The 21,923-nt window shown below is 57.9% G+C and carries 18 protein-coding genes; 10 read left to right on the top strand and 8 right to left on the bottom strand.

Annotated elements, in window-relative coordinates:
* On the top strand, window positions 1–378 hold a 378-nt coding region (locus EPN96_09115; GenBank protein TAL16442.1), incomplete at its 5' end, for a transposase.
* A gap of 113 nt (window positions 379–491) precedes the next feature.
* Here the strand turns inward: EPN96_09115 and EPN96_09120 are convergent.
* A complete protein-coding gene (locus EPN96_09120; protein TAL16443.1) occupies window positions 492–1,223 on the bottom strand; it encodes a hypothetical protein in 732 nt (243 codons plus the stop codon).
* A gap of 514 nt (window positions 1,224–1,737) precedes the next feature.
* Between EPN96_09120 and EPN96_09125 the strand changes: the two genes are divergently transcribed.
* Both EPN96_09125 and EPN96_09130 read left to right on the top strand, forming a co-directional pair.
* Complete coding sequence (locus EPN96_09125; protein ID TAL16444.1) at window positions 1,738–2,817, top strand: radical SAM protein; 1,080 nt, start codon at window positions 1,738–1,740, stop codon at window positions 2,815–2,817.
* On the top strand, window positions 2,814–3,371 hold the full coding sequence (locus tag EPN96_09130; protein ID TAL16474.1) for an O-acetyl-ADP-ribose deacetylase: 558 nt from the start codon (window positions 2,814–2,816) through the stop codon (window positions 3,369–3,371). The genes EPN96_09125 and EPN96_09130 overlap by 4 nt, the downstream gene beginning before the upstream one ends.
* 111 nt (window positions 3,372–3,482) lie before the next feature.
* Here the strand turns inward: EPN96_09130 and EPN96_09135 are convergent, their stop codons facing one another.
* A complete protein-coding gene (locus tag EPN96_09135; protein ID TAL16445.1) occupies window positions 3,483–4,004 on the bottom strand; it encodes a hypothetical protein in 522 nt (173 codons plus the stop codon).
* A 7-nt stretch (window positions 4,005–4,011) separates the two neighbouring features.
* Window positions 4,012–4,890 (bottom strand): DUF4747 family protein, encoded by an 879-nt coding sequence (locus tag EPN96_09140; GenBank protein TAL16446.1) that lies wholly within the window; start codon window positions 4,888–4,890, stop codon window positions 4,012–4,014.
* A 184-nt stretch (window positions 4,891–5,074) separates the two neighbouring features.
* Between EPN96_09140 and EPN96_09145 the strand changes: the two genes are divergently transcribed.
* Window positions 5,075–5,332 carry a DUF504 domain-containing protein gene (locus EPN96_09145; protein ID TAL16447.1) on the top strand — a complete coding sequence of 86 codons (258 nt, stop codon included), beginning with the start codon at window positions 5,075–5,077 and terminating at the stop codon, window positions 5,330–5,332.
* A 146-nt stretch (window positions 5,333–5,478) separates the two neighbouring features.
* Here EPN96_09145 and EPN96_09150 read toward each other — a convergent pair whose 3' ends face one another.
* Entirely contained in the window at window positions 5,479–6,537 is a 1,059-nt protein-coding gene (locus EPN96_09150) for an MBL fold metallo-hydrolase (protein TAL16448.1), read from the bottom strand.
* 184 nt (window positions 6,538–6,721) lie between these two features.
* Here EPN96_09150 and EPN96_09155 point away from each other — a divergent pair, with 184 nt between their 5' ends.
* Genes EPN96_09155 through EPN96_09170 form a run of 4 tightly spaced genes read left to right on the top strand, consistent with a single transcriptional unit; the run spans window position 6,722 to window position 14,838 of the window.
* Window positions 6,722–7,003 carry a hypothetical protein gene (locus EPN96_09155; GenBank protein TAL16449.1) on the top strand — a complete coding sequence of 94 codons (282 nt, stop codon included), beginning with the start codon at window positions 6,722–6,724 and terminating at the stop codon, window positions 7,001–7,003.
* Window positions 7,000–10,971, top strand: a complete 3,972-nt coding sequence (locus EPN96_09160) for a PAS domain S-box protein (GenBank protein TAL16450.1) — start codon at window positions 7,000–7,002, stop codon at window positions 10,969–10,971. The genes EPN96_09155 and EPN96_09160 overlap by 4 nt, the downstream gene beginning before the upstream one ends.
* Window positions 10,958–12,964: a tetratricopeptide repeat protein gene (locus tag EPN96_09165; protein ID TAL16451.1), complete on the top strand. Its 2,007-nt coding sequence runs from the start codon at window positions 10,958–10,960 to the stop codon at window positions 12,962–12,964. The genes EPN96_09160 and EPN96_09165 overlap by 14 nt, the downstream gene beginning before the upstream one ends.
* A gap of 2 nt (window positions 12,965–12,966) precedes the next feature.
* Entirely contained in the window at window positions 12,967–14,838 is a 1,872-nt protein-coding gene (locus EPN96_09170) for a U32 family peptidase (GenBank protein TAL16475.1), read from the top strand.
* 193 nt (window positions 14,839–15,031) lie between these two features.
* On the opposite strand, the gene EPN96_09175 is transcribed toward EPN96_09170, so the two are convergent.
* Genes EPN96_09175 through EPN96_09190 form a run of 4 tightly spaced genes read right to left on the bottom strand, consistent with a single transcriptional unit; the run spans window position 15,032 to window position 19,498 of the window.
* The gene (locus tag EPN96_09175; protein TAL16452.1) at window positions 15,032–16,651 is read right to left on the bottom strand and encodes an FAD-dependent oxidoreductase; all 1,620 of its coding nucleotides are present in this window, start codon (window positions 16,649–16,651) and stop codon (window positions 15,032–15,034) included.
* A gap of 4 nt (window positions 16,652–16,655) precedes the next feature.
* Window positions 16,656–17,651: a pyruvate ferredoxin oxidoreductase gene (locus EPN96_09180; GenBank protein ID TAL16453.1), complete on the bottom strand. Its 996-nt coding sequence runs from the start codon at window positions 17,649–17,651 to the stop codon at window positions 16,656–16,658.
* 11 nt (window positions 17,652–17,662) lie between these two features.
* A complete protein-coding gene (porA, locus tag EPN96_09185) occupies window positions 17,663–18,919 on the bottom strand; it encodes a pyruvate ferredoxin oxidoreductase (protein ID TAL16454.1) in 1,257 nt (418 codons plus the stop codon).
* A gap of 12 nt (window positions 18,920–18,931) precedes the next feature.
* A complete protein-coding gene (locus EPN96_09190; GenBank protein ID TAL16455.1) occupies window positions 18,932–19,498 on the bottom strand; it encodes a 2-oxoacid:acceptor oxidoreductase in 567 nt (188 codons plus the stop codon).
* A gap of 398 nt (window positions 19,499–19,896) precedes the next feature.
* On the opposite strand from EPN96_09190, the gene EPN96_09195 reads away from it, so the two are divergent.
* Together EPN96_09195 and EPN96_09200 are read left to right on the top strand one after the other, a co-directional pair.
* Window positions 19,897–21,030, top strand: coding sequence for a hypothetical protein (locus tag EPN96_09195; GenBank protein TAL16456.1), 1,134 nt, complete (start codon window positions 19,897–19,899; stop codon window positions 21,028–21,030).
* 4 nt (window positions 21,031–21,034) lie between these two features.
* Entirely contained in the window at window positions 21,035–21,898 is an 864-nt protein-coding gene (locus tag EPN96_09200; protein ID TAL16457.1) for a right-handed parallel beta-helix repeat-containing protein, read from the top strand.
* The last annotated feature ends 25 nt before the right edge of the window (window positions 21,899–21,923 follow it).

Here is a 21,923-nt window from a genome sequence, read left to right on the forward strand (position 1 = left end):
GTGAAGGAGAACCACCCTTTCGCGATCCTGGCGTGGGTAATTTTACCGGACCATTTGCATTGCATATGGCGGCTCCCGGAAGGGGATGACGATTTTTCCATCCGGTGGCAATTGATAAAAACGAGGTTCACGAGAAGGGCCAGGGAAGAGCGCAAGGTGTGGCAGGGGAGGTTTTGGGAGCACGTGATAAAGGACGAGGGCGATTTGATCCGGCACGTGGAGTATATCCATTACAACCCCGTGAAACACGGGTATGCAAGGTCGCCGATGGAGTGGCCGCATTCGAGCTTCAAGAGGTTCGTGGAAAACGGAATGTATTCGTCGGAGTGGGGAAACGGCGGTCCGGGGTGCGTTATCGGTTGCGTGGGAATGGAGTAACGAGTGTGCGCAACGGTTGGGGACGAAATGAAAAGGCGAAACAGTTAAGGAATTGTCGGCTTTCGTTCCTCAAGCCGACCTACGCGACTTATTAAGGAACTAGATGGCGAGTCTTAATCATCAGGGGCATCTAACAAATTTCCTTCTGAATACAAAGCTCCGTTTACACTGTCAATTTTACGTCTGTGTTCAAAATGTCGTCTAAGTCCAGCATTTGAAAATCTAATTTCCCGCTCCGAAAACCTCTCGACGCCATCTAGCGGGTCTTCATAGGTTTCTGGAAATTCAGTAAATTCATATAAACGCCTTATGGCAGACTCGCTAATAGTTCGCAATTCGGGAACGCCTTGCACTCTTTGTCTCGTCGCTAATCTAGCAGCTTCATCCAGGGATATTTCTCCCTGCAAAGGGTCATAACCATAATAAGCCACTGATGGCAAGTCAAGAAAACGGCTTAGCGTGTGCCGCCAATTATCTAACTCAATTTCGTAAATCTTACGATGATCATTATTAGTAATATTTGACGATAAATCATTTACTCGTTTTAAAATCCTAGCCGCGCCATTCCATATCGCCCTATCGTACGGAGAATCAGATAGCATCTTATCCACTTTTTCGACCGCGGAAACGCACTCTTCAAGGTAAAACTTTGATTTTGAATACCCCCGCTCGTACACAAACACACCAATAGCCAAACTCACGGCGGCAATAGTGCCAAGCGAAGAAGCGATTCCGGCTAATTCTTTATCTTTAGAAAAAAATAAAGACCAGAGGGCAAGAAGCGTTAGAAGTACTGCAAAAACCATGAACAACCAATAAAATGATAAACGCTGCCTTAGGGCCATACTATTTCCCTCCTATTTTTCATCTCCCACTACTCCCACCCTCTAGCGCATCGAATACCCGCATTATACCCTCCTCGATTTCAAAAAAAAGCATAGTCCTACACACAGCGATTATTACGTTTGTGTATGTCTTGGACCTCCTCCCCGTCATCTGAAACCTACCCCTGATACCGGCCTTCCCATAAAATTTTCCGATGTTTTTGCCTTGGGAGTCTTGACATAGTTTTGCCCGGAACTATGCTTTGAAGCGTAGGGGAGATTTGAGTGAGAACCCCGTTAAAACTGACCTCGGGAAAGGATGGTGATCGCCATGAGGAAAGTTCTCGACAAGAAGACGCTGAAAAAGGAGGCCGAGTTCTGGTCGGCCGTCAAGAAAGCGGTCTCGGCTGCGCCTGTGAGGCTATGCCGCAACTGAAAGGGCTGAAAAGGCTGAGTTGCCGGTCCGGCAACAAGACAAGCGTATTGAGGAGGCGGGCACGACGGCCCGCCTCTTCTTGATTTTAATTACCTTTTCATGAAGACCCGCCTCCCGGCGGGGTTGGCGGCTATGGACGTTTCCGGTTCCACCGATCAGGAGTTTTTAATCCAGTGGCACCTGACGGAGCGCTGCAACCTGCGTTGCCTGCACTGCTACCAGTCGGCGGACACCTTTCGCGAGCTTTCGCTGGGCGAGATTACGGAAACGGCGGCGGAGATTCGCGAGATGCTGGCGGCCTGGGAAGACGCTTACGGAATCGGCTTTTCCAAAAGCTATACCATCACCGGCGGCGAGCCTTTTTTGCGCGCCGACCTCTTCGAGGTTCTGGAGACGGCGGGAAGCGCGGGTTTCGGCATTTTTCTCCTCTCCAACGGCATCCTCATAAAGGATAGGGAGGCGTGGCGGCTGGCGGAGCTGGGCGTGGAGGGCGTTCAGATCAGCCTGGAGGGGCCGGGGCTCATTCATGACCGGATACGCGGTTACGGCAGCTTCGAGGCCGCGCTTCGGGGCGTGCGGTCGCTCATCGAGGCCTCGGTGCCGGTGAATCTTAACGTGACTCTCTCCTCCGTTAACGCCGACTATACAGACGAGCTTGTCTCCATCGCGGGCAATCTCGGGGCAAGGCGGATAAGTTTTTCGCGGCTGGTGCCCTGCGGGCGCGGCTCGGCGCTGGCGGCCGAGGTGCTCGAACCGCAGAGGGTCAGGGATATCTACGAGGATTTGTTCAGTCTGAGGATTCCAGGACTGGAGATCGGAAGCGGCGACCCGATAGCCTCGCAGCTTCGCGCAAACGGCGCGGCGGCGGGGGGCTGCACAGCCGCGGGTGGTTGCGCCGCGGGCGTCTCCGGGCTGACGATAATGGCCGACGGCGGCGTAAGCCCCTGCCGGAGGCTCGGCCTGACCATCGGGAACGTGCTGACCGATTCGCTACGGGAACTCTGGGCCTCCTCTCCCGTTCTCGAAGCGCTCCGCGACAAGACACGCTACACCGGCCGCTGCGGGGAGTGCGACCGCTGGGCGGATTGCCGCGGTTGCCGCGCCGTCGCCTACGCCCACGCCCTTTCCTTGGGGTCGGACGACTATCTCGGCGACGACCCCCAGTGTTTTTTCAGATGAGGGAAACCGCCGTCGGCAAGACCAGGCTCGTCTTCGTGCGGGGCGACATAACCCGCCAGGCCGTTGACGCCATCGTCAACGCCGCCAACTCCACCCTCATGGGCGGCGGCGGGGTTGACGGAGCGATACACCGCGCCGGAGGGCCGAAAATCCTCGAAGAGTGCCGGAAGGTAATCGCGCGCATCGGAAGCCTTTCCCCCGGCAGGGCGGTGGCGACCACGGCGGGAAACCTGCCCGCGAAGAGGGTAATTCACACCGTCGGCCCCGTCTGGCGCGGGGGCAACGGCGGCGAAGCGGAAACGCTGGCCAGCGCCTACACCGAAAGCCTCCGGCGCGTCCACGAGGAAGGGCTCCGCACCGTCGCCTTCCCCTCCATCTCCACCGGCGCTTACGGCTACCCCGTCGAAAAAGCCGCCAAAACCGCCATCGAAACCGTCACCTCCTACGTCAAAGCCCACCCCGAAGCCTTCGACGAGGTGCGTTTCGTACTCTTCTCGGAAAGGGATCTGGAGGTGTACGATAGTCATGTAAGGGCTGGGGGATACGCTCAATAACCGTTTCGCTCGCACATTTCAGAAGAATTAGCGGACGTCCTTTACAATGCTAAACGTTTACGATGTCAGGCAACATTTGGAATAGCGGCTTCCATATTCCAATCCTTATGCTTATTCATTGAATTTATTGAACCAATAAGAAAGCCTAAACAGCTCTAATACAGCGGCTAAACCAGTGAATACCGAATATACAAAAATTGTAAAACCGGACCAAGCCAAAGGCCCGGAATAAATATTTAGACCTTTGCCAATTACAGCATAGATAACAGCCATAATTTGCATCATTATGAAATGAGCAAAGGCAGCATTTACTTGAATAAATGGCGAAGGGCCCTTAGCACTATCGCCGGATATAGCTTTTTGAAAAGATTCGTTCCCAAATGCGAGCATTATTGCGTATCCGGCTAAAGTAAAACCTAACATATTAGGAATAACACTTAAGGTTAGGCTATGCCAAGTCCCTTGTTCTTTTGTGTTCCAAAAGGGCCAAATACAGGAGGATAAAATAACTGCAAAATGCAGATACGGCGACCTAACTAGTGCTAAAAATCCGCCATAAACTTCCCAGTGCCGCCTTGCAATCTCTCTAGCGGCTTTGTATGGCTTAACCCATGATTTTAAGCACTCTAACATTAAGAGCTCAGATTCTGGTTAGTTGCCTCAAAAAACGAGAGGCCATATCCTGAAAAAAAGAAAAGGTGGTTTGAATATTTGGATCGTACTCATCAGTCATTGTTCTGGGATGGTCTTGAGTAGACTCCACAACCTTTTCATCATTCCTCCCGTATCCAGTTGCCATTATCAATCCATTTGAACTTGCCACACGCATTAACTTTTTCATCTCTTCGTCCGGCAACAGACTTTCCCCCTTTTGGCCGCTCCAATTCTCTTGTAGTTTTCGAGCTTTTATTCTGTCAAAACGTCGAAAAACCTCCGCTTCATCATCCTCATCAAGAACATCACCCGGATTGGGTTTTGTAATACCTATTTCAATCTTTCTTAAAGTTGGAATCTGCAGAATAATGTCAATTGCCTCAATTGATGTCTCCATCTCTATATCAACATTGCCAAATCTCCCAACTATACTTTTCCGATTGAAAAGGGCAGTCATAAGTTTAAGCATCATCCCAGGAGACATTTCATTGATTTCGTAAATCATTCTATGCTGCTTAGGGAAAAAAGCATAGTAAGATTCTCTTAAATTTGGCTTGAGATTATCTGCAACGGGTTTTACTATTGCTCCGTTTTCATCTTTTTCCGGTTTCCTTGTATCTGTGTTGAGCCAAGCTTTATCAGGATCAATATTTAAAAATTTATAAACTCTTCCTATATAGAAATCATTTCCGTTGCGGTTCATTGTTTGCAGGGTGCCTATCATCCCCCAATCAGATCCCCTAATCTTTATGCCTTTTTTGGTTTTATTAAACATCATCATGAACAAATCCAAATACCTCTGCTCAGAGTGCGGCTGTGTTTTGATGTTTAAAGCGCCAATTCGCAAGATTTTCTTTCTAGCCATAATACAAAACCCTCCCAAAAAGGTTTAAAACCACTCAAAACTTTGCAGTTGTCTTGAGGTTCATATTGCCTCTCGCGGTATTATACTTTAATCAAAAATCTACCATACCACCAAAATGGCCCTCTTTAAACTAATATTGGCACAAGATAAAAAATTTACCGCACTGCTGGAGAGGAAATCGATTTTGCTAACCATTCACGAGCTTCTGAGCAAAATCCGGTGGGACGAGGATTTCGGGCGGGCGAAGTTCGAGCTGGGCTATTGGGACCGCGTGGAGGGAAGGGTCGTGAGGGCGCCGTTTACCTCTTTCGAGTTCGAGCCGGAGAGTTCGTCTTTTACCTTCTTCGACGAGGAGGGTCGCCGCCGGAGCGCGCCGCTTCACCGGGTGAGGTGCGTTTGGCGCAACAGTGAACTCATCTGGAGCCGCAAGTGCCGTCCCTGATCATCCGGCGCATCCTTTCCGCCCCCGGCGTCGTCATATCCTCGCTTAAGGGCTCGCCGTAGCGCTGCTACCTCGCCCTCTCGCTACGGGATTCCTCGCCGAGAACGGAAAACCGCGCCGGTAAGCTCTTTCGGCGAAGGCGTTTTTCAGCGATTCTTTACCGGAACCCCGAGGATTTTCAGCGGCCCGGCGGCCCCCAGCATCTCTTCGTAGAGCGGCATCGGGTCGTGTTCGTAGCGCTTGGAGAAGTGGAAGGGGGCGAGCCGCTTTACCCCGGCGGCGCGGGCGATTTCGACGGCCCCGAGGGTGGTGAGATGCTGGGTGGCGCGGGCTTTCCCGCTGTCTTTCGCCAGAAAACCGGCTTCGCAGAAGAAGGTGTGAGCCCCCTCGGCCAGCGCGATCAGTTTTTCGCGGTTCTCCGGGGTGTCGGCGACGTCGGTGGCGTAGGCCAGCTTGTTTCCCGGCCGCACCAGAACAAGCTCTTCGGCAAGCTCTCCAGCGGTTCTGACTACCCCGTCGGGCAGCGTTATCCCCGCATCCAGAGTTCCGGCGACGATGCATTTTTTCAGCTTTCCCAGCCACGGGCCGGGAGCCAGCCCGAGTCCGGCGAGCTTTTCTTTTCTGACGTTTATCTCGCGGCTTGACTGGAAGGCGTAGGCGACCGAGGGGGTGTGGTGGTCGCAGACTACGGCGCGGACGGTGAAATTTTCCTCCGCGAGGATTGCGCCGCCGGTGACAGGCATATCCTCCAGCTCCACCCTCGCCTTGCCGGGCTTGAGACGCGCCCGCCTCAACCTTAAGTTGTCCAGCTCGCAGACCTCGAAGACCGGGCCGTTCTCCTCTATCCGGTCCCAGGTGACGCCGCCGATAAACCCTTCTATCCGCTTTATCGTTTCCGCCGGGCCGAAGACTTTGCAAGTCTCAAGGTGGCCTATCCGCGAGCGCAGAAACCACAAAAACCCGCCGATGTGGTCGATGTGCGCGTGGCTAAGAAAGACCGCGCTCACCTGATGCGCCGCCCTCGCCGCCAGCCTCGCGGTGTCGCCGAGATCGAAAAGAAGGCTCTGCTTTTGGTAGCGCAGCCGCACGTGGAGGAGCGGGTCGCCGAAGACGCCGCCCACCAGGGTGGCGAAGGCTCCCCCCACCTTGCTTGCGACCGGCGCGGACCGCCCGCCGCCCTGCGGTTCTCCAAATCTCAGAGTCATATTTTCTCCGGGGCGACGTTGCCCGGCATTGAATCCATTGTAAAACTCACCGTGCCCATGCCGATAAGTTTACCAAGGCGGCGGGATTTTGCCGGACACGGGATGGCGGCGTTCCAATGGCCGGTTTAAATTCGGGTTAAATGGTGTATAATTTTTAAAAGACGCTCACCTTTGAAAGCGGATCATGGTGGAAATAGCTGAAACCGGTCTGAAAAAAGAAGCTGTGCAGGAGTCGGCGTCGCAAACCGCTCAGGGGCTCTCCGTACGGGCCGTGTTCAGCTGCACCCTTTTCATGCTCTTCATCAACTGGCCGCTGCTCTCGCTGGTCTTCGAGGCCCCTCCCCGGTACGCCTACCTCATACTCTTCTGCTACTGGTTTCTGGCCATTGTCCTGACTCTTCTGGTAGTGCGCTTCCAGATAGCGCGAAACGGCCTCCACAATGACAAGGGCGGCGAAACCCCATGATCTCCCCCTGGATTCTGGGGTTCTTCGCCCTGGCGTATATCGGGATCCTGTTCGGCGTGGCGCTCTGGGCCGAGGCGCGCGCGGCGCAGGGCCGCAACGTAGTCAACAATCCCTGGGTCTACTCCCTGACCTTCGCCGTCTACTGCACCTCGTGGACCTACTACGGCAGCGTCGGGGCGGCGGCCAACAGCGGCTATCTTTTTCTGGCCATCTACTTCGGGCCGATGGCCTGCGTCTTTTTGTGGTGGAACATCCTGCGCAAGATGGTGAGGATCAAAAACCGCCATCACATCACCAGCATCGCCGATTTCATCTCCGCCCGGTACGACCGCTCCCAGAACGTGGCGGCAATCGCGACCCTTATCGTCGTCGCGGGCATCACTCCCTACATCGCCCTCCAGCTTAAGTCCCTTTTCACCGCCTTTAGGATTCTCGCCGGGCCGGGCGACATGATGAGGGACAATTACGTCGCAATCGCAGTCGTCGTCCTCTTGTCAATGTTCACCATAATCTTCGGAGCGAGAAGACTCGACCCCACCGAGCGCCACAGCGGAATGGTCGCCGCGCTGGCCGTAGAGTGCGTAATCAAACTCGTGGCTTTTCTGGCGGTGGGTCTCTTCGTCACTTACGGTCTCTTTGACGGCTTCGGTGACCTCTTCGACAGAATAAGCCAGACGCCGCTTCAAAACCTGCAGGAAGAGGCCACGAAGGGGTCCAACTACCTTATCTGGACCACCTACACTTTTCTGGCGATGTCCGCCATCCTCCTTCTTCCCCGCCAGTTTCACGTGGCGGTTGTGGAAAACTCCAGCGAGAAACACCTCCTCACCTCGATGTGGCTCTTCCCCCTCTACCTTTTTCTGATAAACATCTTCGTTCTTCCGATTGCGATCGCGGGGCTTTCCCTCGGCATGGGCCCGGAGCAGGCGGATACTTACGTGCTCCGCATCCCGCTTGAGCTCGGCAGCTCGTGGCTCGCCATTTTCGTCTTTCTGGGAGGGTTTTCGGCGGCTACCGGCATGGTCATCGTGGAAACGATGACCATCGCGACGATGATAACAAACCACTGGCTGGTTCCCCTCTCCAACGCCATCAAGCCGCTTAACTTCCTGCGCAGAAACCTTCTCAAGTGCCGCTGGGTCGCCATCGTCGCCACTCTGGGGCTGGGATACCTCTTCGAGCGGACCGTCGGCGAGACCTACATGCTGGTCAACATCGGCATCCTCTCCTTCGCCGCGGTGCTCCAGTTCGCTCCGGCGGTCATCGGAGGGCTTTACTGGCGGTCGGGCAACCGGCTCGGCGCTCTTCTCGGCCTTTGGGGCGGCTTCATAATGTGGGCCTACACCCTTTTGCTGCCCGCCTTCGTCCGCAGCGGCTGGTTCTCCACCGACATACTCATCTACGGACCCCTGGGAATAGGGTGGCTGAAGCCGGAAGGTCTTTTCGGGATGACCGCACTCGATTCCCTCTCCCACAGCGTCTTCTGGACCCTTTTCGTCAACGGCGGCCTTTACGTGGGGATTCCCCTGGTGACCGAGCAGCGTAGCGAGGAGCGCCGGATCGCCGAGGAGTTCGTCGGGGCTCTCGTAATGGAGACCGCAAGGCCCCTTTCCGTCTCCAAAACTTTCGTCATCGACCTTCCCGACAAGATCGAGCGCGTAAGAAAGCTGCTGCTTCAGTACCTCCCGCCGGAAAACTGCCGCGCCATCATCGACTCCTGCATCAAGAAAAGCGGCATAGCGGCCAGGGAGTCGCTTGCCGTGCCTGATCTTGTCCAGTTTTACGACATGGTCGAGACGAATCTCTCCGGCGCGATAGGGGCGGCCAGCGCCCACCGGGCCTTTGAAATGGCCAACCTCCTCACCCCTTCCGAGAGGGAGATTCTCTCCCGCGCCTACGGCGACATCCTCGCGGACCTGAAACTGACTCCGCAGGAGCTTCGCGCGAAGGTGGATTACTACCGCGACCGCGAAATGCTCCTCAAGCGCACCGGCGCGGAGCTTGAACTGAAGGTCGCCGAGCGCGACAGGGAGATAACCGAAAGAAAGCGCGTCGAAGAGACCCTTCGCGCCAGCGAGCAGAGGCAGAGCCTGCTCCTCGAAAGCTCCCCGGAGCCTATTTTCAGCTACGACGCAAACCGCATCGTGACCTTCGTGAACGACGCCTTTGAAAACCTCTTCGGCTGGTCGAGGGAGGAAGTCCTCGGACAGCCTCTCGACTTCTTCATTCCCGAATCGGAAAAGGAAAAAACCGACGAGGCGATAAAAAAACTTGAAAAAGGCGAGACGGTGCTTGGCTTCGAGACCTTCCGCCTGACCAAAAGCGGCGACCTTCTCGAAGTCCAGATAAGCGCCTCCCCTTTCTTCGACAACGAGCGGCGCTGGGCCGGCAGCATCGTCTTCATCCGCGACGTAACCGGCCAGAAGCGCGCGGAGGAGATGCTCCGGCTGCTGGCCGCCGCCGTTCAGCACTCCGCCGAGGCGGTCCTCATCTCCGACGCCACCGGAAAGATCATTTACGGCAACGCCGCCTTCGAGGAGATGTCCGGCTACGGCTGGTCCAGCCTCGACAACATCCAGTCCTTCCTGAATTTTGAAGCCGAGCCGGACAAGGGCGAGGAGCTCCGTTCCGCGCTGGTCTGGCAGCGGGTCTGGAAGGGAAGCAGCATCATCGAGAACAAGGACGGGACGCAGAGGATAGTAGAGGTCACGATCTCCCCCATTCAGGTCGAGGGCAAGGGCGTATCGAATTTTGTCGCCATCTGCCGCGACGTGACCGCCGAACGCCGCCTTGAAGAGCACCTCCAGCGCCGCCAGAAGCTGGACGCCATCGGCACTCTGGCGGGCGGAATAGCACATGATTTCAACAACATACTCCAGCCGATGATCGGGTTTACCGAGATGGCGCTGGGCCGCGTGAAGCAGGATCCGGTGACGGTGGAATACCTCGAGCGCGTTCTTTCGACCGCCGAGCGCGCGCGTTCGCTGATACGGCAGATTCTGGCCTTCGCGAGGCCCGGAGAGGGAAGACGCGAGCCCGTGCACGTCATTCCGGTGCTTGAGGATATCTATAAATTTCTCCGCGCCTCCCTGCCAACCACCCTCGAAATACGCCTGGGCGTCGAAACTAAATCCGACGTGGTGCTGGCCGACGAGACGAACCTCCACCAGATGATAATCAACCTCTGCACCAACGCCGCCCACGCAATGGAGGGTAGAAACGGGATTATGACCCTGTCTCTCAGCGATTTTACGGTGGATTCGGCCATGATCGCCTCCCACCCCGATTTGAAGGAGGGCGAGTACCTGCTCGTAGCCGTCTCCGACACCGGTACGGGGATGTCGAAGGAGATTATGGCCCACATCTTCGAGCCTTTCTTCACCACAAAGGAGAAGAGCAAGGGTACGGGGCTCGGCCTCTCGGTCGTCCACGGCATCGTAAAAGAGCTTGGCGGGGCCATTTCGGTCTACAGCGAAGAGGGGAAGGGCTCGACCTTCAAGATCTTCATCCCGAAGACGAAAGAAGCCGTAAAAGCAGTGGAAAAAACTCCCCAGAAACCCCTTCTCGGCAGCGAGCGCATACTCTTCGTGGACGACGAGGCCGACATAAGGGACCTTGTCAAGCTGACCCTCGAAGGGCTGGGCTACCACATCGACGTAGCCAAAAACGGCCTCGATGCGCTGGAAAAGCTGAAGGCCGACATCTCCTTCTACGACGCCGTAATCACGGATTACACCATGCCCGGCATGACGGGGCTGGCGCTGACCCACGAGATAAAGGGACTTCGGCCCTCTCTTCCCGTAATTCTCTGCACCGGCTACAACGAGTCGCATCCCGGCAGCAAGCTGCCCGGCCTGGAGATCGACGGCTTCCTCTCCAAGCCCTTCACCCTTCGCGAACTGAGCTCGATGATACGCAGCATCTTCGACAAGAAAAAAGAAACGGCTAATCCTGGTGTTCCCCGATAGAAAAAATCCCGGGCCGCATGGCGGACACTCTGCGCTTTACCTCGCGCTGGCCCTGGCGCTGGCGGTCGCGGTGCTTTATTTTCCCTCCCTGAAGTTCGACTTCATCAACATCGACGACCCCGAGTACGTGACTCAAAACGAGACGGTGATAAGCGGACTTGCCTGGACCGGGGTGAAAGCCGCCTCGACTAAAATCATCGAAAACTACTGGATTCCCCTAACGTGGTTCTCCCTGATGCTGGATTCCCAAGCCTTCGGGACAGACGCCAGCGGTTTCCACTTCACGAACGTCCTGCTCCACACGGTTAATTCCCTTCTTCTCTTCGTCTTCCTTCACAGGGCGACCGGGTCGGCATGGAAGAGCTTTTTCGCGGCGTCGCTTTGGGCTCTCCATCCCCTGCGAGTCGAATCCGTGGTGTGGATCACCTCAAGGAAGGACGTTTTGTCGGGGGTCTTCTTTTTTTGCTGCCTGCTTTTCTATTCCGAATATGCAAAATCAAGGCGGGCCTCCTGGTATTTAGCGTCGCTGGCGGCGATGCTGGCGGGACTGGCCTCGAAGCCGGTTCTGGTCGTCGTTCCCCTTGTCTTGTTGAGCGTGGACCTCTGGCCCCTCAAGAGGTTCTGCGAAAAACCGGCTTTTGGAGAGGTGAAGAGGATCACGGTCGAGAAAATTCCCTTCTTCGCGCTTTCGGCGATTTTTTCAGCGGTGACGCTCTACACCCAGAAGTCCTCCCTCAAACCTCTGGCGCTTACGCCTCTTTCGTCAAGGCTCGCGGGTTTCGCCGCTTCCTACCTCCGCTATCTCGGAAAAACCCTCTGGCCCTCCGGCCTGGCGCTTGAATCCAGCGAATCCGCCGTTCCCTTTGCGTTACCAGCCGCGCTGGCGGCGGGGCTTCTTCTGGCGGCGACGCTCTTCTTCTGGCGAGCCCGCAAGGTCTCGGCCGCCATCCCCGCCGGTTGGCTGTGGTACCTTGCGGCCCTTCTTCCGGTGAGCGGCATAGTGTCGGTGGGGGTGAACAATTTCGCCGACCGCTTCACCTACCTTCCCCTCGCCGGGATTGCAATAATGGCGGTCTGGGGAATCGACGCGGCAATCGGCGAAAGAGAAACCGTCCGGCGCGCGGCGTCTCTCGCCTGTCTTTTTCTGGCGCTGGCCCTCTCGACGGCGACCGCCGGATACATGCGCTTCTGGAAAGACTCCGTCACTCTCGGCAGGCATTTAGTCAGCGTCAATGACAGCGCCTGGTCCGAAAGGGTGCTCGCCAGCGCCCTGTCTGACAACGGGAACCATGAAGAAGCGCTGGCGCTCTTCGCAAAATCTCTGGAAAAAAATCCTTCGGACCCCCTGACTTACCGGAACCTGGGAATACTTTACTCGGGGACAAGGCGCTATCAGGAAGCGCTCGAAGCTTTTGAAAAATACCTCTCCCTCTCCCCCGGAAGCGTAGACGCGCGCTTCAATATCGCCGCAAGCGCCATGGAACTCGGGCTTTACGGCCTCGCGCAGGAGCACCTCGATAAGGGCCTCAGGGTCGAGCCGGAGAACTGGCGGCTTGTCTTCAACATGGGGCTGGTCTTCGGCGCGACGGGCAGGCTGGAGGAGGCGCATGAATACCTGACAAGAGCCGACCGGCTTCATCCCCGCGACGCCGGAATTCTGAACGGCCTCGGAACAGTGCTCGCCAGGAAAAAGCGCTTTGAAGAGGCTGCTTTCCATTTCGGACGGGCACTGGCGCTTGACCCTTTAAATTCCGAGGCGAAATTCAACCTCGCCCTGTCTCTCTACGAATCCGGGCAGCTTGAAAAAGCCGGTTCCCACTTCAAAAAAATAATCGAGCTCGAACCGGGTAACGCGGGGGCGCATTTTTACTACGGGCTGATCCTCAAAAAGACCGGCCGGAAAGAAGAAGCGGCGCGCCAGCAAAAAGAGGTGCTGAGGCTGTCGCCCGGCAACGAGGCCGCCCTGAAAGAGCTGGGCGGGACGGAAAGTTGACCTTGGACGGCGGCAACAAAAACAACGGCGGGAACGGGAGAAAAACACTCGAACTGCTTTCGCCCGCCGGAAATCTGGAAACCGGGCTGGAGGCGGTGAACCACGGGGCGGACGCCATCTACATCGGCGGACCCTCGTTCGGAGCAAGGGGAGCGGCCGCGAACCCCGTTGCGGACATCGAAGCCCTCTGCTCCTACGCGCACCGGTATTTCGCGAAGGTCTACGTGGCGCTGAACACCATCCTTCGCGACGAGGAACTCCCCGTGGCGGAGCGGGTGATACGGGAGGTTTACGAGGCCGGGGCCGACGCGCTGATAATACAGGACGCCGGACTTCTCGAACTCGACCTTCCTCCCATCGCCCTCCACGCGAGCACCCAGATGGACAACCGCACACCCCAAAAGGTGCGGTTTCTGGAGGACGCGGGGTTTTCGCAGGTGGTGCTGGCGAGGGAGCTGTCCCTCGGGCAGATCCGCGAAATAGCCTCTGAAACCTCGGTAAAACTTGAGTGTTTCGTCCACGGGGCGCTTTGCGTGAGTTTCAGCGGCCAGTGTTACCTCAGCTTCGCGCAGACCGGGCGGAGCGCCAACCGCGGAGAGTGCGCCCAGCTCTGCCGCCTCCCCTTCACCCTCCTCGGCCCCGGCGGAAAAATAATCTGCAAAGACCGCCATCTCCTCAGCCTCAGGGACCTTAACCGGAGCGGCAACCTTCGCGAACTAATCGACGCCGGGGTCAGTTCCTTCAAGATCGAGGGCAGGCTTAAGGAAATTTCCTACGTGAAGAACGTCACCGCCCACTACCGGCGGCTGCTGGACGAGATTCTGCTCGAAAAATCCGGCTATTCGCCTTCCTCCTCGGGCAAGTCCCGCTTCTTTTTCGAGCCGAACCCCGCGAAATCTTTTAACCGTGGGATGACGGAGTACTTTCTTCACGGGCGAAGCCGCGAGATAACCTCGTTTTTCACACCCAAGTCGGTCGGGGAATCCGCCGGAAAGGTTACTGCGGTAGCGCGGGACTATCTTGAGACCGACGCGACTTTGGAAATACACAACGGCGACGGCCTCTGCTTCTTCACTCCCGGCGGCGAGCTTGTAGGGTTCCGGGTCAACCGCGCGGAAGGGAGCCGCCTTTACCCGGCGGAGAGCGTAAAAGAACTGGCCGCAGGGACGGAGCTTTACCGCAACCGGGATCAGGAGTTTGAAAAGGCGCTTGAGAAGAAGTCGGCGGAGAGAAAGATAGGGGTGAAACTGTTTTTCGGGGAAACTCCCGAGGGGTTTTCCCTTCGCCTCACGGACGAGGACGGGACAAGCGCCGAGGCGGCGGTGAAAACGGAAAGGACCCCGGCGGTGGACCCAAAAAAGGCGCTGGCGACGGCGCGGACCCAGCTTTCAAGGCTCGGAAACACCCTCTTCGAGGCCGAAGAGGTAGAAATAGAAGGTGCCGGAAGGTGTTTTATCCCCGTCTCGGTCTTGAACGGCCTTCGCCGGGAAGGAGTGGCGGCTTTGGAAGAAGCAAGGGCGAAGGCCTATAAGCGCCCGGAAAGAGCGCTGGAGAAAGACCCGCCGCCGCGTTACCCGGTCGCTTCCCTCACTTACCTCGGCAACGTCTGCAACAAAAGAGCCAGGGATTTCTACGCCCGCCACGGCGTAACCGGCATCGACGAGGGCTACGAGTGGCGCGCCGAGACCGGCGAGGTCCCGCTGATGTTCACCAAGCACTGCCTCCGCTACAGCTTCGGCCTCTGCCCCAAAGAAAAAGAGGGCGAGAAACCGGAACCGCTCACCCTCATGATGGGCCAAACCCCCCTCACCCTTCGCTTCGACTGTAAAAACTGCGAGATGCAGGTTGTCGGAAAACTAAAAAGCCGGCCATAACCCGGCTTTTTTAATCATCGCGAAAATTTCTCGCTATATCGAAATAGTTCCTTAATCTTCGTTCTTTCTTACGGCAAAGGATTTTGCCGCCGGGCGAGGAGCCCGCAGGGAGCGCGACGAAGACAGTAGCGTGACTACGGCGAGGAGCGCGACCGAGAAACGACGCTGCCCTTCGCCGAAAGAGGAAGCCGGACTATATCTTCTCGGTCTCCATCTTGATTGCCCCGCACGGACACTCCGACGGGCATATCCCGCACCCCTTGCAGTAATCGTACTTGAACTCGAACCCCTTCCCGAACCCCTTCTTGACGATGGCGTTGTCGGGGCAAAAGCCGTAGCAGTTGTCGCACTCGAAGCAGTTGCCGCAGGAAAGGCAGCGTCGCGCCTCGTAGGCGGCGTGCTCCTCGTCGAGATCGCCGACAACCTCCGCGAAACCGGACTGACGCCGAATAAGATCGAGGGTGGGGCGGACGGTCTTCTCGGCGTCGGAGTAGTACCAGGTGTTGAGCTTGTCGTAGGTGGCTACCTCTTTCTGGGGAGGTTTTACGTAGCTCTCTCCCCTTAGGCAGGCGTCGATGTTACGCGCCGCCTTTTTGCCGTGGCCTATCGCAGTCGTCACCGTGCGATCGGAGGGAACCATGTCGCCGCCCGCGAAGATTCCCTTCGCGCCGGTCATCATCCCGGAATCGACCAGGACGTTGCTGGAAACGATGGAGATGCCCTGAATGTCCCTGATGAAGTCGAGGTCCGGGTCCTGACCCACCGCCTGCACTACCACGTCGGCTTCGATTACCTCGAACTGGCCGGTAGGCTGCGGCCTTCCGTCCTCCGCCGCTATCATCTTCTCCAGGGTGACCGAGGCGCCGTCAATTCTTGAAATCGACCGCTCGTAGAGGAACTTGACTCCCTCGTAGATCGCCTCCTTGACCTCCACGTCGTGGGCGGCCATGCGGTCGCGGGTCCGCCTGACCACTACGGTGGTTTCGAGAGCGCCGAGCCGGAGAGCGGAGCGGGCGACGTCCATCGCGGTGTTTCCGCCGCCGTGGACCACTACCCTGCCGTGGATAGGCGTCGGACGGTCCTCTTCGAGTTCCTTGAGGACGCTTATGCCGTCAAGGATCTTCGGGGCGCCGGTGACGGGGAGGCCGAGGTGTTTTGGAAGGTGCGCGCCGACGCCCAGAAAGACGGCGTCAAACCCTCCCTCCTTCATCGCTGCGGCTACGTCCGTGATTCTCGTGTCGTATTTTATCGTCACCCCCATCTTTTCGATGCGGGCAATCTCGGCGTTGAGCTTCTCCCTCGGGAGGCGGTACTTGGGAATGCAGTAGCGGAGCATCCCCCCGGCCCTCGAAGCGGCCTCGCAGACAACGACCTCGTGGCCGAGTTTCCTGAGATGGTAGGCGGCGGAGAGCCCGGCCGGGCCCGCCCCGACCACCAGCACCTTCTTGCCTGTCGATTCCTGCGGTGTTATCGACCAGCAGTACCGGAGGGCCTGATCGCCCAGGAAGCGCTCGACGGCGTTTATCCCGACCGATTCGTCGAGCTGTCCGCGGTTGCAGCTCGCTTCGCAGAGGTGGTAGCAGACCCTCCCCATCAGCGCCGGGAAGGGGTTATCTTCCATTATCTGACGCCAGGCCTCCTCGTAGCGCCCCTCTTCGGCGAGGAAGAGCCACTTCTGGGTGTTCTCCCCGGCGGGGCAGGCGTTGTTGCAGGGGGGAAGCCGTTCGACGTAGACGGGCTTGGCGTTTCGCCAGGAGCCGGTGCGGTTCAGGAGGCTGGTGCCGACTTCAAGGGTTATGGCATAGGGCTTCATATCGTTACGCTCCGTGGACCGTAAGGCCGAATTTTCTGATGTTCTCGTCCGCGATCGCCTGAATCATCCCGACGCGCTCCTCCGCCCCCTTTTTCATCAGGTGGGCGAAGCGTTTCTGGATTTTGAGGTACTCCGTTACCGGGATGCCCCTCCTGATCTTTCTCGCGTTGGTGATCTGGCCGTTTTCCGCCTCGAAAAGGGGCCAGAGGCCGCACTCCACGGCGAGGCGGGCCGCCTTGATCGTCTCGTGGGTCGCAAGGCCCCAGCCCAGCGGACAGGGAACGAGAATCTGTATGTAGCGCGAGCCGCGCATGCCCATCGCCTTCGTCACCTTGTGCTCGAGGTCGTGGAGGTCGTGGACGCTGGCGGTGGCGACGTAGGGAATCCCGTGGGCCATGGCGATGACCGGGAGGAATTTGCCGGTGCCCATGTCGTTGCCCGGCTCCGGCCCCACCGGCATCGTCGTGGCGGTGCGCGCCCCCGGAGGGGTGGCGCTGGAGCGCTGCACGCCGGTGTTCATGTAGGCCTGATTGTCGTAGCAGATGTAGAGCACGTCGTCGTTGCGGTCGAACATCCCGGAGAGGCAGCCGAAACCTATGTCGGTGGTGCCGCCGTCGCCCCCCTGCGCTATGACGCGCACGTCGGTTTTGCCCTTGGCCTTGAGCGCCGCGGCTACGCCGGTGGCTACCGCCGGGGCGTTGCCGAAGAGGGAGTGAATCCACGGAATCCTCCAGGCGGATTCGGGATAGGGCGTCGTGAAGACCTCCAGGCACCCCGTGGCGTTGGCGGCGATAAGCTTGTTGCCGGTCGCCCGCATCGCCGCGTCTATGGCGAAGCGCGCGCCCAGTGCCTCGCCGCACCCCTGACAGGCCCTGTGGCCGGAATCGAGGGAGTTGGAGCGGTCGGGAGTCGCCTGCACCGAGCGCTGGGCCTTGTCCAGAAGGCGGTTGCCCACCGTGAGAGTGCCTGTCTGATAGAACTTTATCTGCTGGTTTGACATGACATTTTCTCTTAGAAGGGATTCGCGGCGTCAACGACGCCTACGTCTTTAAGGATGTTTTCCGCGGTGGAGCCCGAGCGCCTCTTTTCCCTCTCCCTCGCGAGCTCGCGCTTTACCACCGCGCAGTCGAGATCGAGGAAGTAGGTGCCGCGAAGCTCGTCCTTGCGGGCCTTCCGGAAGAGATTGTGGAGGGAGCGCCTGGTTATCGCCCTTCCGCCGAGACCGGCGACCACGGAGCAAATGGGTGTCGTGGAGTTGCCCAGCGCGGTGCGGAGGTTCGTCGAGACGATGCCGCCCATGCCCAGCGCGAAGGATTTTTCGATGACGATTATCCTTTTGGCGTCCCTCAGCGCCTCGCGCAGGCAGGATGCGGGGAAGGGGCGAAAGGAGCGGATGGCGAGTACGCCTATCTTCACCCCCTCCTCGCGAAGCTCATCCACAACGTCCTTTATCGTCCCTATCACCGACCCCATAGCGACGACTATCGTCTCCGCGTCTTCGGCCCGGTAGGTCTTGATGAGCCCGCCGGAGTCGCGCCCGAAGATATTTTTGAACTCTTCGTTGATGGCGGGAATGAGTTCGAGGGCGCGAAGCTGCTTGTGGTGGGCGAGGTAGCGGACCTCGGTGAAGGCCTCGGGGCCGACCATCGCGCCGATCGACATCGGGGAGTCCGGGTCGAGCGCCTGAACGGGCTCGAAGGATGGCAAAAACCTGTCCACCTGCTCCTGCTCCGGCACGTCGATGCGCTCGTAGGCGTGGGTGAGGATGAAGCCGTCCATGCAGACCATGACGGGGCAGCTGAGCAACTCCGCGAGGCGGAAAGCCTGAATGTGGACGTCCACCGCCTTCTGGTTTGTCTCGACGTAGAGCTGTATCCACCCGGCGTCGCGCATCGACATGGCGTCGGTGTGGTCGTTCCAGATATTTATCGGGGCTCCTATGGAACGGTTTCCGATAGTCATTACTATCGGAAGCCCGAGGCCGGAGGCGTTGTAGACAGCCTCGGCCATGTAGAGGAGCCCCTGGCTGGCGGTGGCGGTGTAGGTGCGCGCGCCGGTGGCCGAAGCGCCGATGCAGACTCCCAGCGCGGCGAACTCCGATTCGACGTTGATGAACTCGCAGTTTTCAAGCTCACCCGCCTTCACCATCTCGCCTATCCCCTCGACGATGTGGGTCTGGGGAGTGATCGGGTAAGCGCCTATGACTTCGGGACGGCAGAGGGCTACGGCCCGGGCGACGGCCAGAGACCCGTCCATTTGCTTTAGCATCTTTAAATCCTCTTAAGATTTTAACGGGGCGGAGGTTTCGTAGGCCGCGCACACCGCCGAAATGTTGGCCTCGCCGAGAGGGCCGGGGAATTTCTCGCGTATAGCGGCCTTCACCGATTCCAGCGATATCTTGCCGGTGAGGCGTGCAAAGCCGCCGAGAAGGGGGACGTTCGGCACCGGCCGCCTGACGTACTTCATCGCCAGCTCGGTGGCCGGAACCGCCAGAATGTTCCCGGGCGGAAGTTGGCTTGCGAACTCTTCTATTCCCAATTCCTCGAAGGACCGGGTAGTATTTACTATGAGAAAGCCATCCGGATTAAAGCCGGTGAAGACGTTTATGGCGCTAAAGAGGGTGGGGTCCTGAATTATAAGGGCGTCCGGCTCCATAATCGGCTCGCGGAGGCGGATTTCCTTATCGTCTATGCGGCAGAAGGCCACCACGGGGGCTCCCATGCGCTCCGAGCCGAAGCTGGGAAAGGCCTGGGCGTGCTTCCCCTCCAGAAAAGCCGATATGGAGAGCATCTCGGCTCCCGAAACCACTCCCTGGCCTCCCCGGCCATGAATGCGGATCTGAAACATTTTTTATCCCTTTCGGCGAATCCATCGCCCGAATCCTTAAATCATATTTAGTATTACTTAAAATATTCATTCCGGTGAAAAAATCAATAGCTTTTTTACTTTCGCTTAAGAAAATCAATTGACTTTAAAATTCCCCCCCTGACGGAGAACCGTCAGAGGGGGAATTTTTATGAACGTGATTCCCTTGGCCCGAACTTTCAAAATGCCTTTCCGGACCGAAAGCCGGTAGATTTGTGGAGCGAAATACGGCCCGAAGCCCTCCGGAGCCATTAAACCTGAAAGAATTCAGTACATTTGTGGCATAATCTCTGCATAATAATTCAGGAAATGAGACGGCTTGCCCCGCCCGTCCGGAAGCGGGAATCGCTTTTATCGCCATGTACCCAAAGGCATCCGCAATGAAGAGAATCCGTCCACTGCCCTGCATTCTCCTTTTCTTGTTCGCGTTCGCGTTTTTCCCTTCGCTTTCGCATGCGGGAACCGGAAAAGAAAGCGGGGGCTCTCCTTCCGGCTCCGGCCTCGAAGGCAAGGTCACCGTTGACGGCGAGGGGCTGCCGGGGGCGAAGGTTTTCGCTTACCCGGCCTTCGGCGACTTTCTGGAGAACAAGCCCGCCGGAGTCTCCCTCCCGGCGGACGGCGGCGGCAGGTACAGACTGGACCTTTCTCCCGGCGTCTACTACGTGATGGCTAAAAAGACCGCGCCGGGCAAAGAGAACGCCCCTCTCTCGGCGGGCGACTATTTTTCCTATCAGGGGTCCAATCCGGTTACGGTAAGCGCCGGAAAATATGCCCGCGCCGGCTTCAGCGCCGTCAAGGCGCCGCCGGACATCGCCTGGGAGGTTTACGAAAGCGGTTCCGACGGGGCGATCACGGGCGTCGTCCTTTACAACGGAACTCCGCTGGAAGGCGTTTACGTGACCCTCTACGTCGATACCGCCGAGGACCTGCGCGGCGTGGCTTACGCCAACTCGATGCCCACCGGCAAAAACGGGGTATTTCGCTTCGCCGGCCTCCCCGAGCTGGAATATTTCGTAGTCGCCCGGAAAAGGGCCTCGGGAAAGGGCGCGGGGCCGCTCGGGGAGGGCGACTATTTCAGCTTTTACCCGCGAAATCCCGTGCAGGTACGGCAGGGGAAGACGGCAAAGATTGAAGTCCCGGTGGTAAGCAAGGCCAGCGAGGCTGTGATGGAAGACAGCCTGTTCGGGGCCACCGCCACCCGGATTACCGGAAAGGCGCTCGACAGGGAAGGCAACCCCGCGAAGGGCGTATACGCTTTCGCCTATCTCGACAAGGTTATGGGTCACCAGAGACCCGAGGCGATCTCGGCCCTAGTAGACGGGGAGGGGCGCTACGTCATCAGTCTCGCGAAGGGCGGCACCTACTACGTCGGAGCCCGCTCGGCTTACGGCGACACCCCCTCCATCGGGGAGTGGTACGGGCGCTGGGACGGCACGGGAGACCACTCCGTGAAAATAGAGACCGGACAGGTGCTTGACGGCATAAACATAACCGTCGAGCGGATACTGCCCTGAGCGGATGATGAAAAACATGACCGCTCTTGTGATTTTTCTTGCCTTGCTGGCCGCCTTCGCGCCCTCTTCGGCCACAGCGCAGGAGCCGCTGAGCCTTGACAGGGCGTACATAACAAAGGACACGACCTGGAGCGGAACCGTCCTGCTTCGCGGACAGAACGTAGTCCAGAGGGGCGTCAACCTGACGATAGAGCCGGGAACGGTTGTAAAATTCGAGTGGAGCGACGAGGACAAGAACAACATAGGCGACGGCGAACTGACGGTAGAGGGGAACCTGATCGCCAGGGGAACGAAGGAAAAACCCATCCTCTTCACCTCCGCCCGCCAAACCCCGGAAAAAAAGGACTGGACCTTCGTGCAGATCTCGGTCAGCAAAAATTCCGCCGTCGAGCGATGCATCTTCGAGTACGCCTTCACCGGCCTGCAGATTCACTACTCGAAGGCGGAGGTGCGGGACAATATATTCAGGGGGAATTACGAAGCCATGCGCTTCTCGACAGCCGACGTGCTGATCGAACACAACGACTTTACCGGCAACGTGTACGGCATACGCACCGAATCCAACGGCTCGCGCACCACCATACGCAACAACAGCTTCAGGGGAAACGGGCACGCCTACTTCCCCGTCAGAAAAACAGGCTCCTCGGTGAGGTTTTTCGACAACAACGTCGAAAACTCCCTCCGGTACAACGTCAACGTCGGCCAGAGCCAGCACGAGGACCTCGATCTCTCGGGTAACTGGTGGGGCAGTGCGGACAAAGAAAAGGTCGCTGAAAAATTCTTCGACAAGACGAAGGACGCCTCCCTCGGGAGGGTAAACTTCGAGCCCTTCCTTCAGAAGCCGGTGGAAGACTCCGGCGTGAGGTAAACCTTAAGCGGCCCGTAAGGCCGTC

Source organism: bacterium, assembly GCA_004322275.1.
In the GTDB taxonomy this organism is placed as follows: domain Bacteria; phylum Desulfobacterota; class Deferrisomatia; order Deferrisomatales; family BM512; genus SCTA01.

Bases quoted from the DNA above. Each gene is read 5' to 3' on its own strand.
- EPN96_09120 (TAL16443.1), bottom strand. From the start codon at position 1,223: ATGGCCCTAAGGCAGCGTTTATCATTTTATTGGTTGTTCATGGTTTTT.
- EPN96_09125 (TAL16444.1), top strand. From the start codon at position 1,738: ATGAAGACCCGCCTCCCGGCGGGGTTGGCGGCTATGGACGTTTCCGGT.
- EPN96_09130 (TAL16474.1), top strand. From the start codon at position 2,814: ATGAGGGAAACCGCCGTCGGCAAGACCAGGCTCGTCTTCGTGCGGGGC.
- EPN96_09135 (TAL16445.1), bottom strand. From the start codon at position 4,004: ATGTTAGAGTGCTTAAAATCATGGGTTAAGCCATACAAAGCCGCTAGA.
- EPN96_09140 (TAL16446.1), bottom strand. From the start codon at position 4,890: ATGGCTAGAAAGAAAATCTTGCGAATTGGCGCTTTAAACATCAAAACA.
- EPN96_09150 (TAL16448.1), bottom strand. From the start codon at position 6,537: ATGACTCTGAGATTTGGAGAACCGCAGGGCGGCGGGCGGTCCGCGCCG.
- EPN96_09155 (TAL16449.1), top strand. From the start codon at position 6,722: ATGGTGGAAATAGCTGAAACCGGTCTGAAAAAAGAAGCTGTGCAGGAG.
- EPN96_09160 (TAL16450.1), top strand. From the start codon at position 7,000: ATGATCTCCCCCTGGATTCTGGGGTTCTTCGCCCTGGCGTATATCGGG.
- EPN96_09175 (TAL16452.1), bottom strand. From the start codon at position 16,651: ATGAAGCCCTATGCCATAACCCTTGAAGTCGGCACCAGCCTCCTGAAC.
- EPN96_09180 (TAL16453.1), bottom strand. From the start codon at position 17,651: ATGTCAAACCAGCAGATAAAGTTCTATCAGACAGGCACTCTCACGGTG.
- porA (TAL16454.1), bottom strand. From the start codon at position 18,919: ATGCTAAAGCAAATGGACGGGTCTCTGGCCGTCGCCCGGGCCGTAGCC.
- EPN96_09190 (TAL16455.1), bottom strand. From the start codon at position 19,498: ATGTTTCAGATCCGCATTCATGGCCGGGGAGGCCAGGGAGTGGTTTCG.
- EPN96_09195 (TAL16456.1), top strand. From the start codon at position 19,897: ATGAAGAGAATCCGTCCACTGCCCTGCATTCTCCTTTTCTTGTTCGCG.
- EPN96_09200 (TAL16457.1), top strand. From the start codon at position 21,035: ATGATGAAAAACATGACCGCTCTTGTGATTTTTCTTGCCTTGCTGGCC.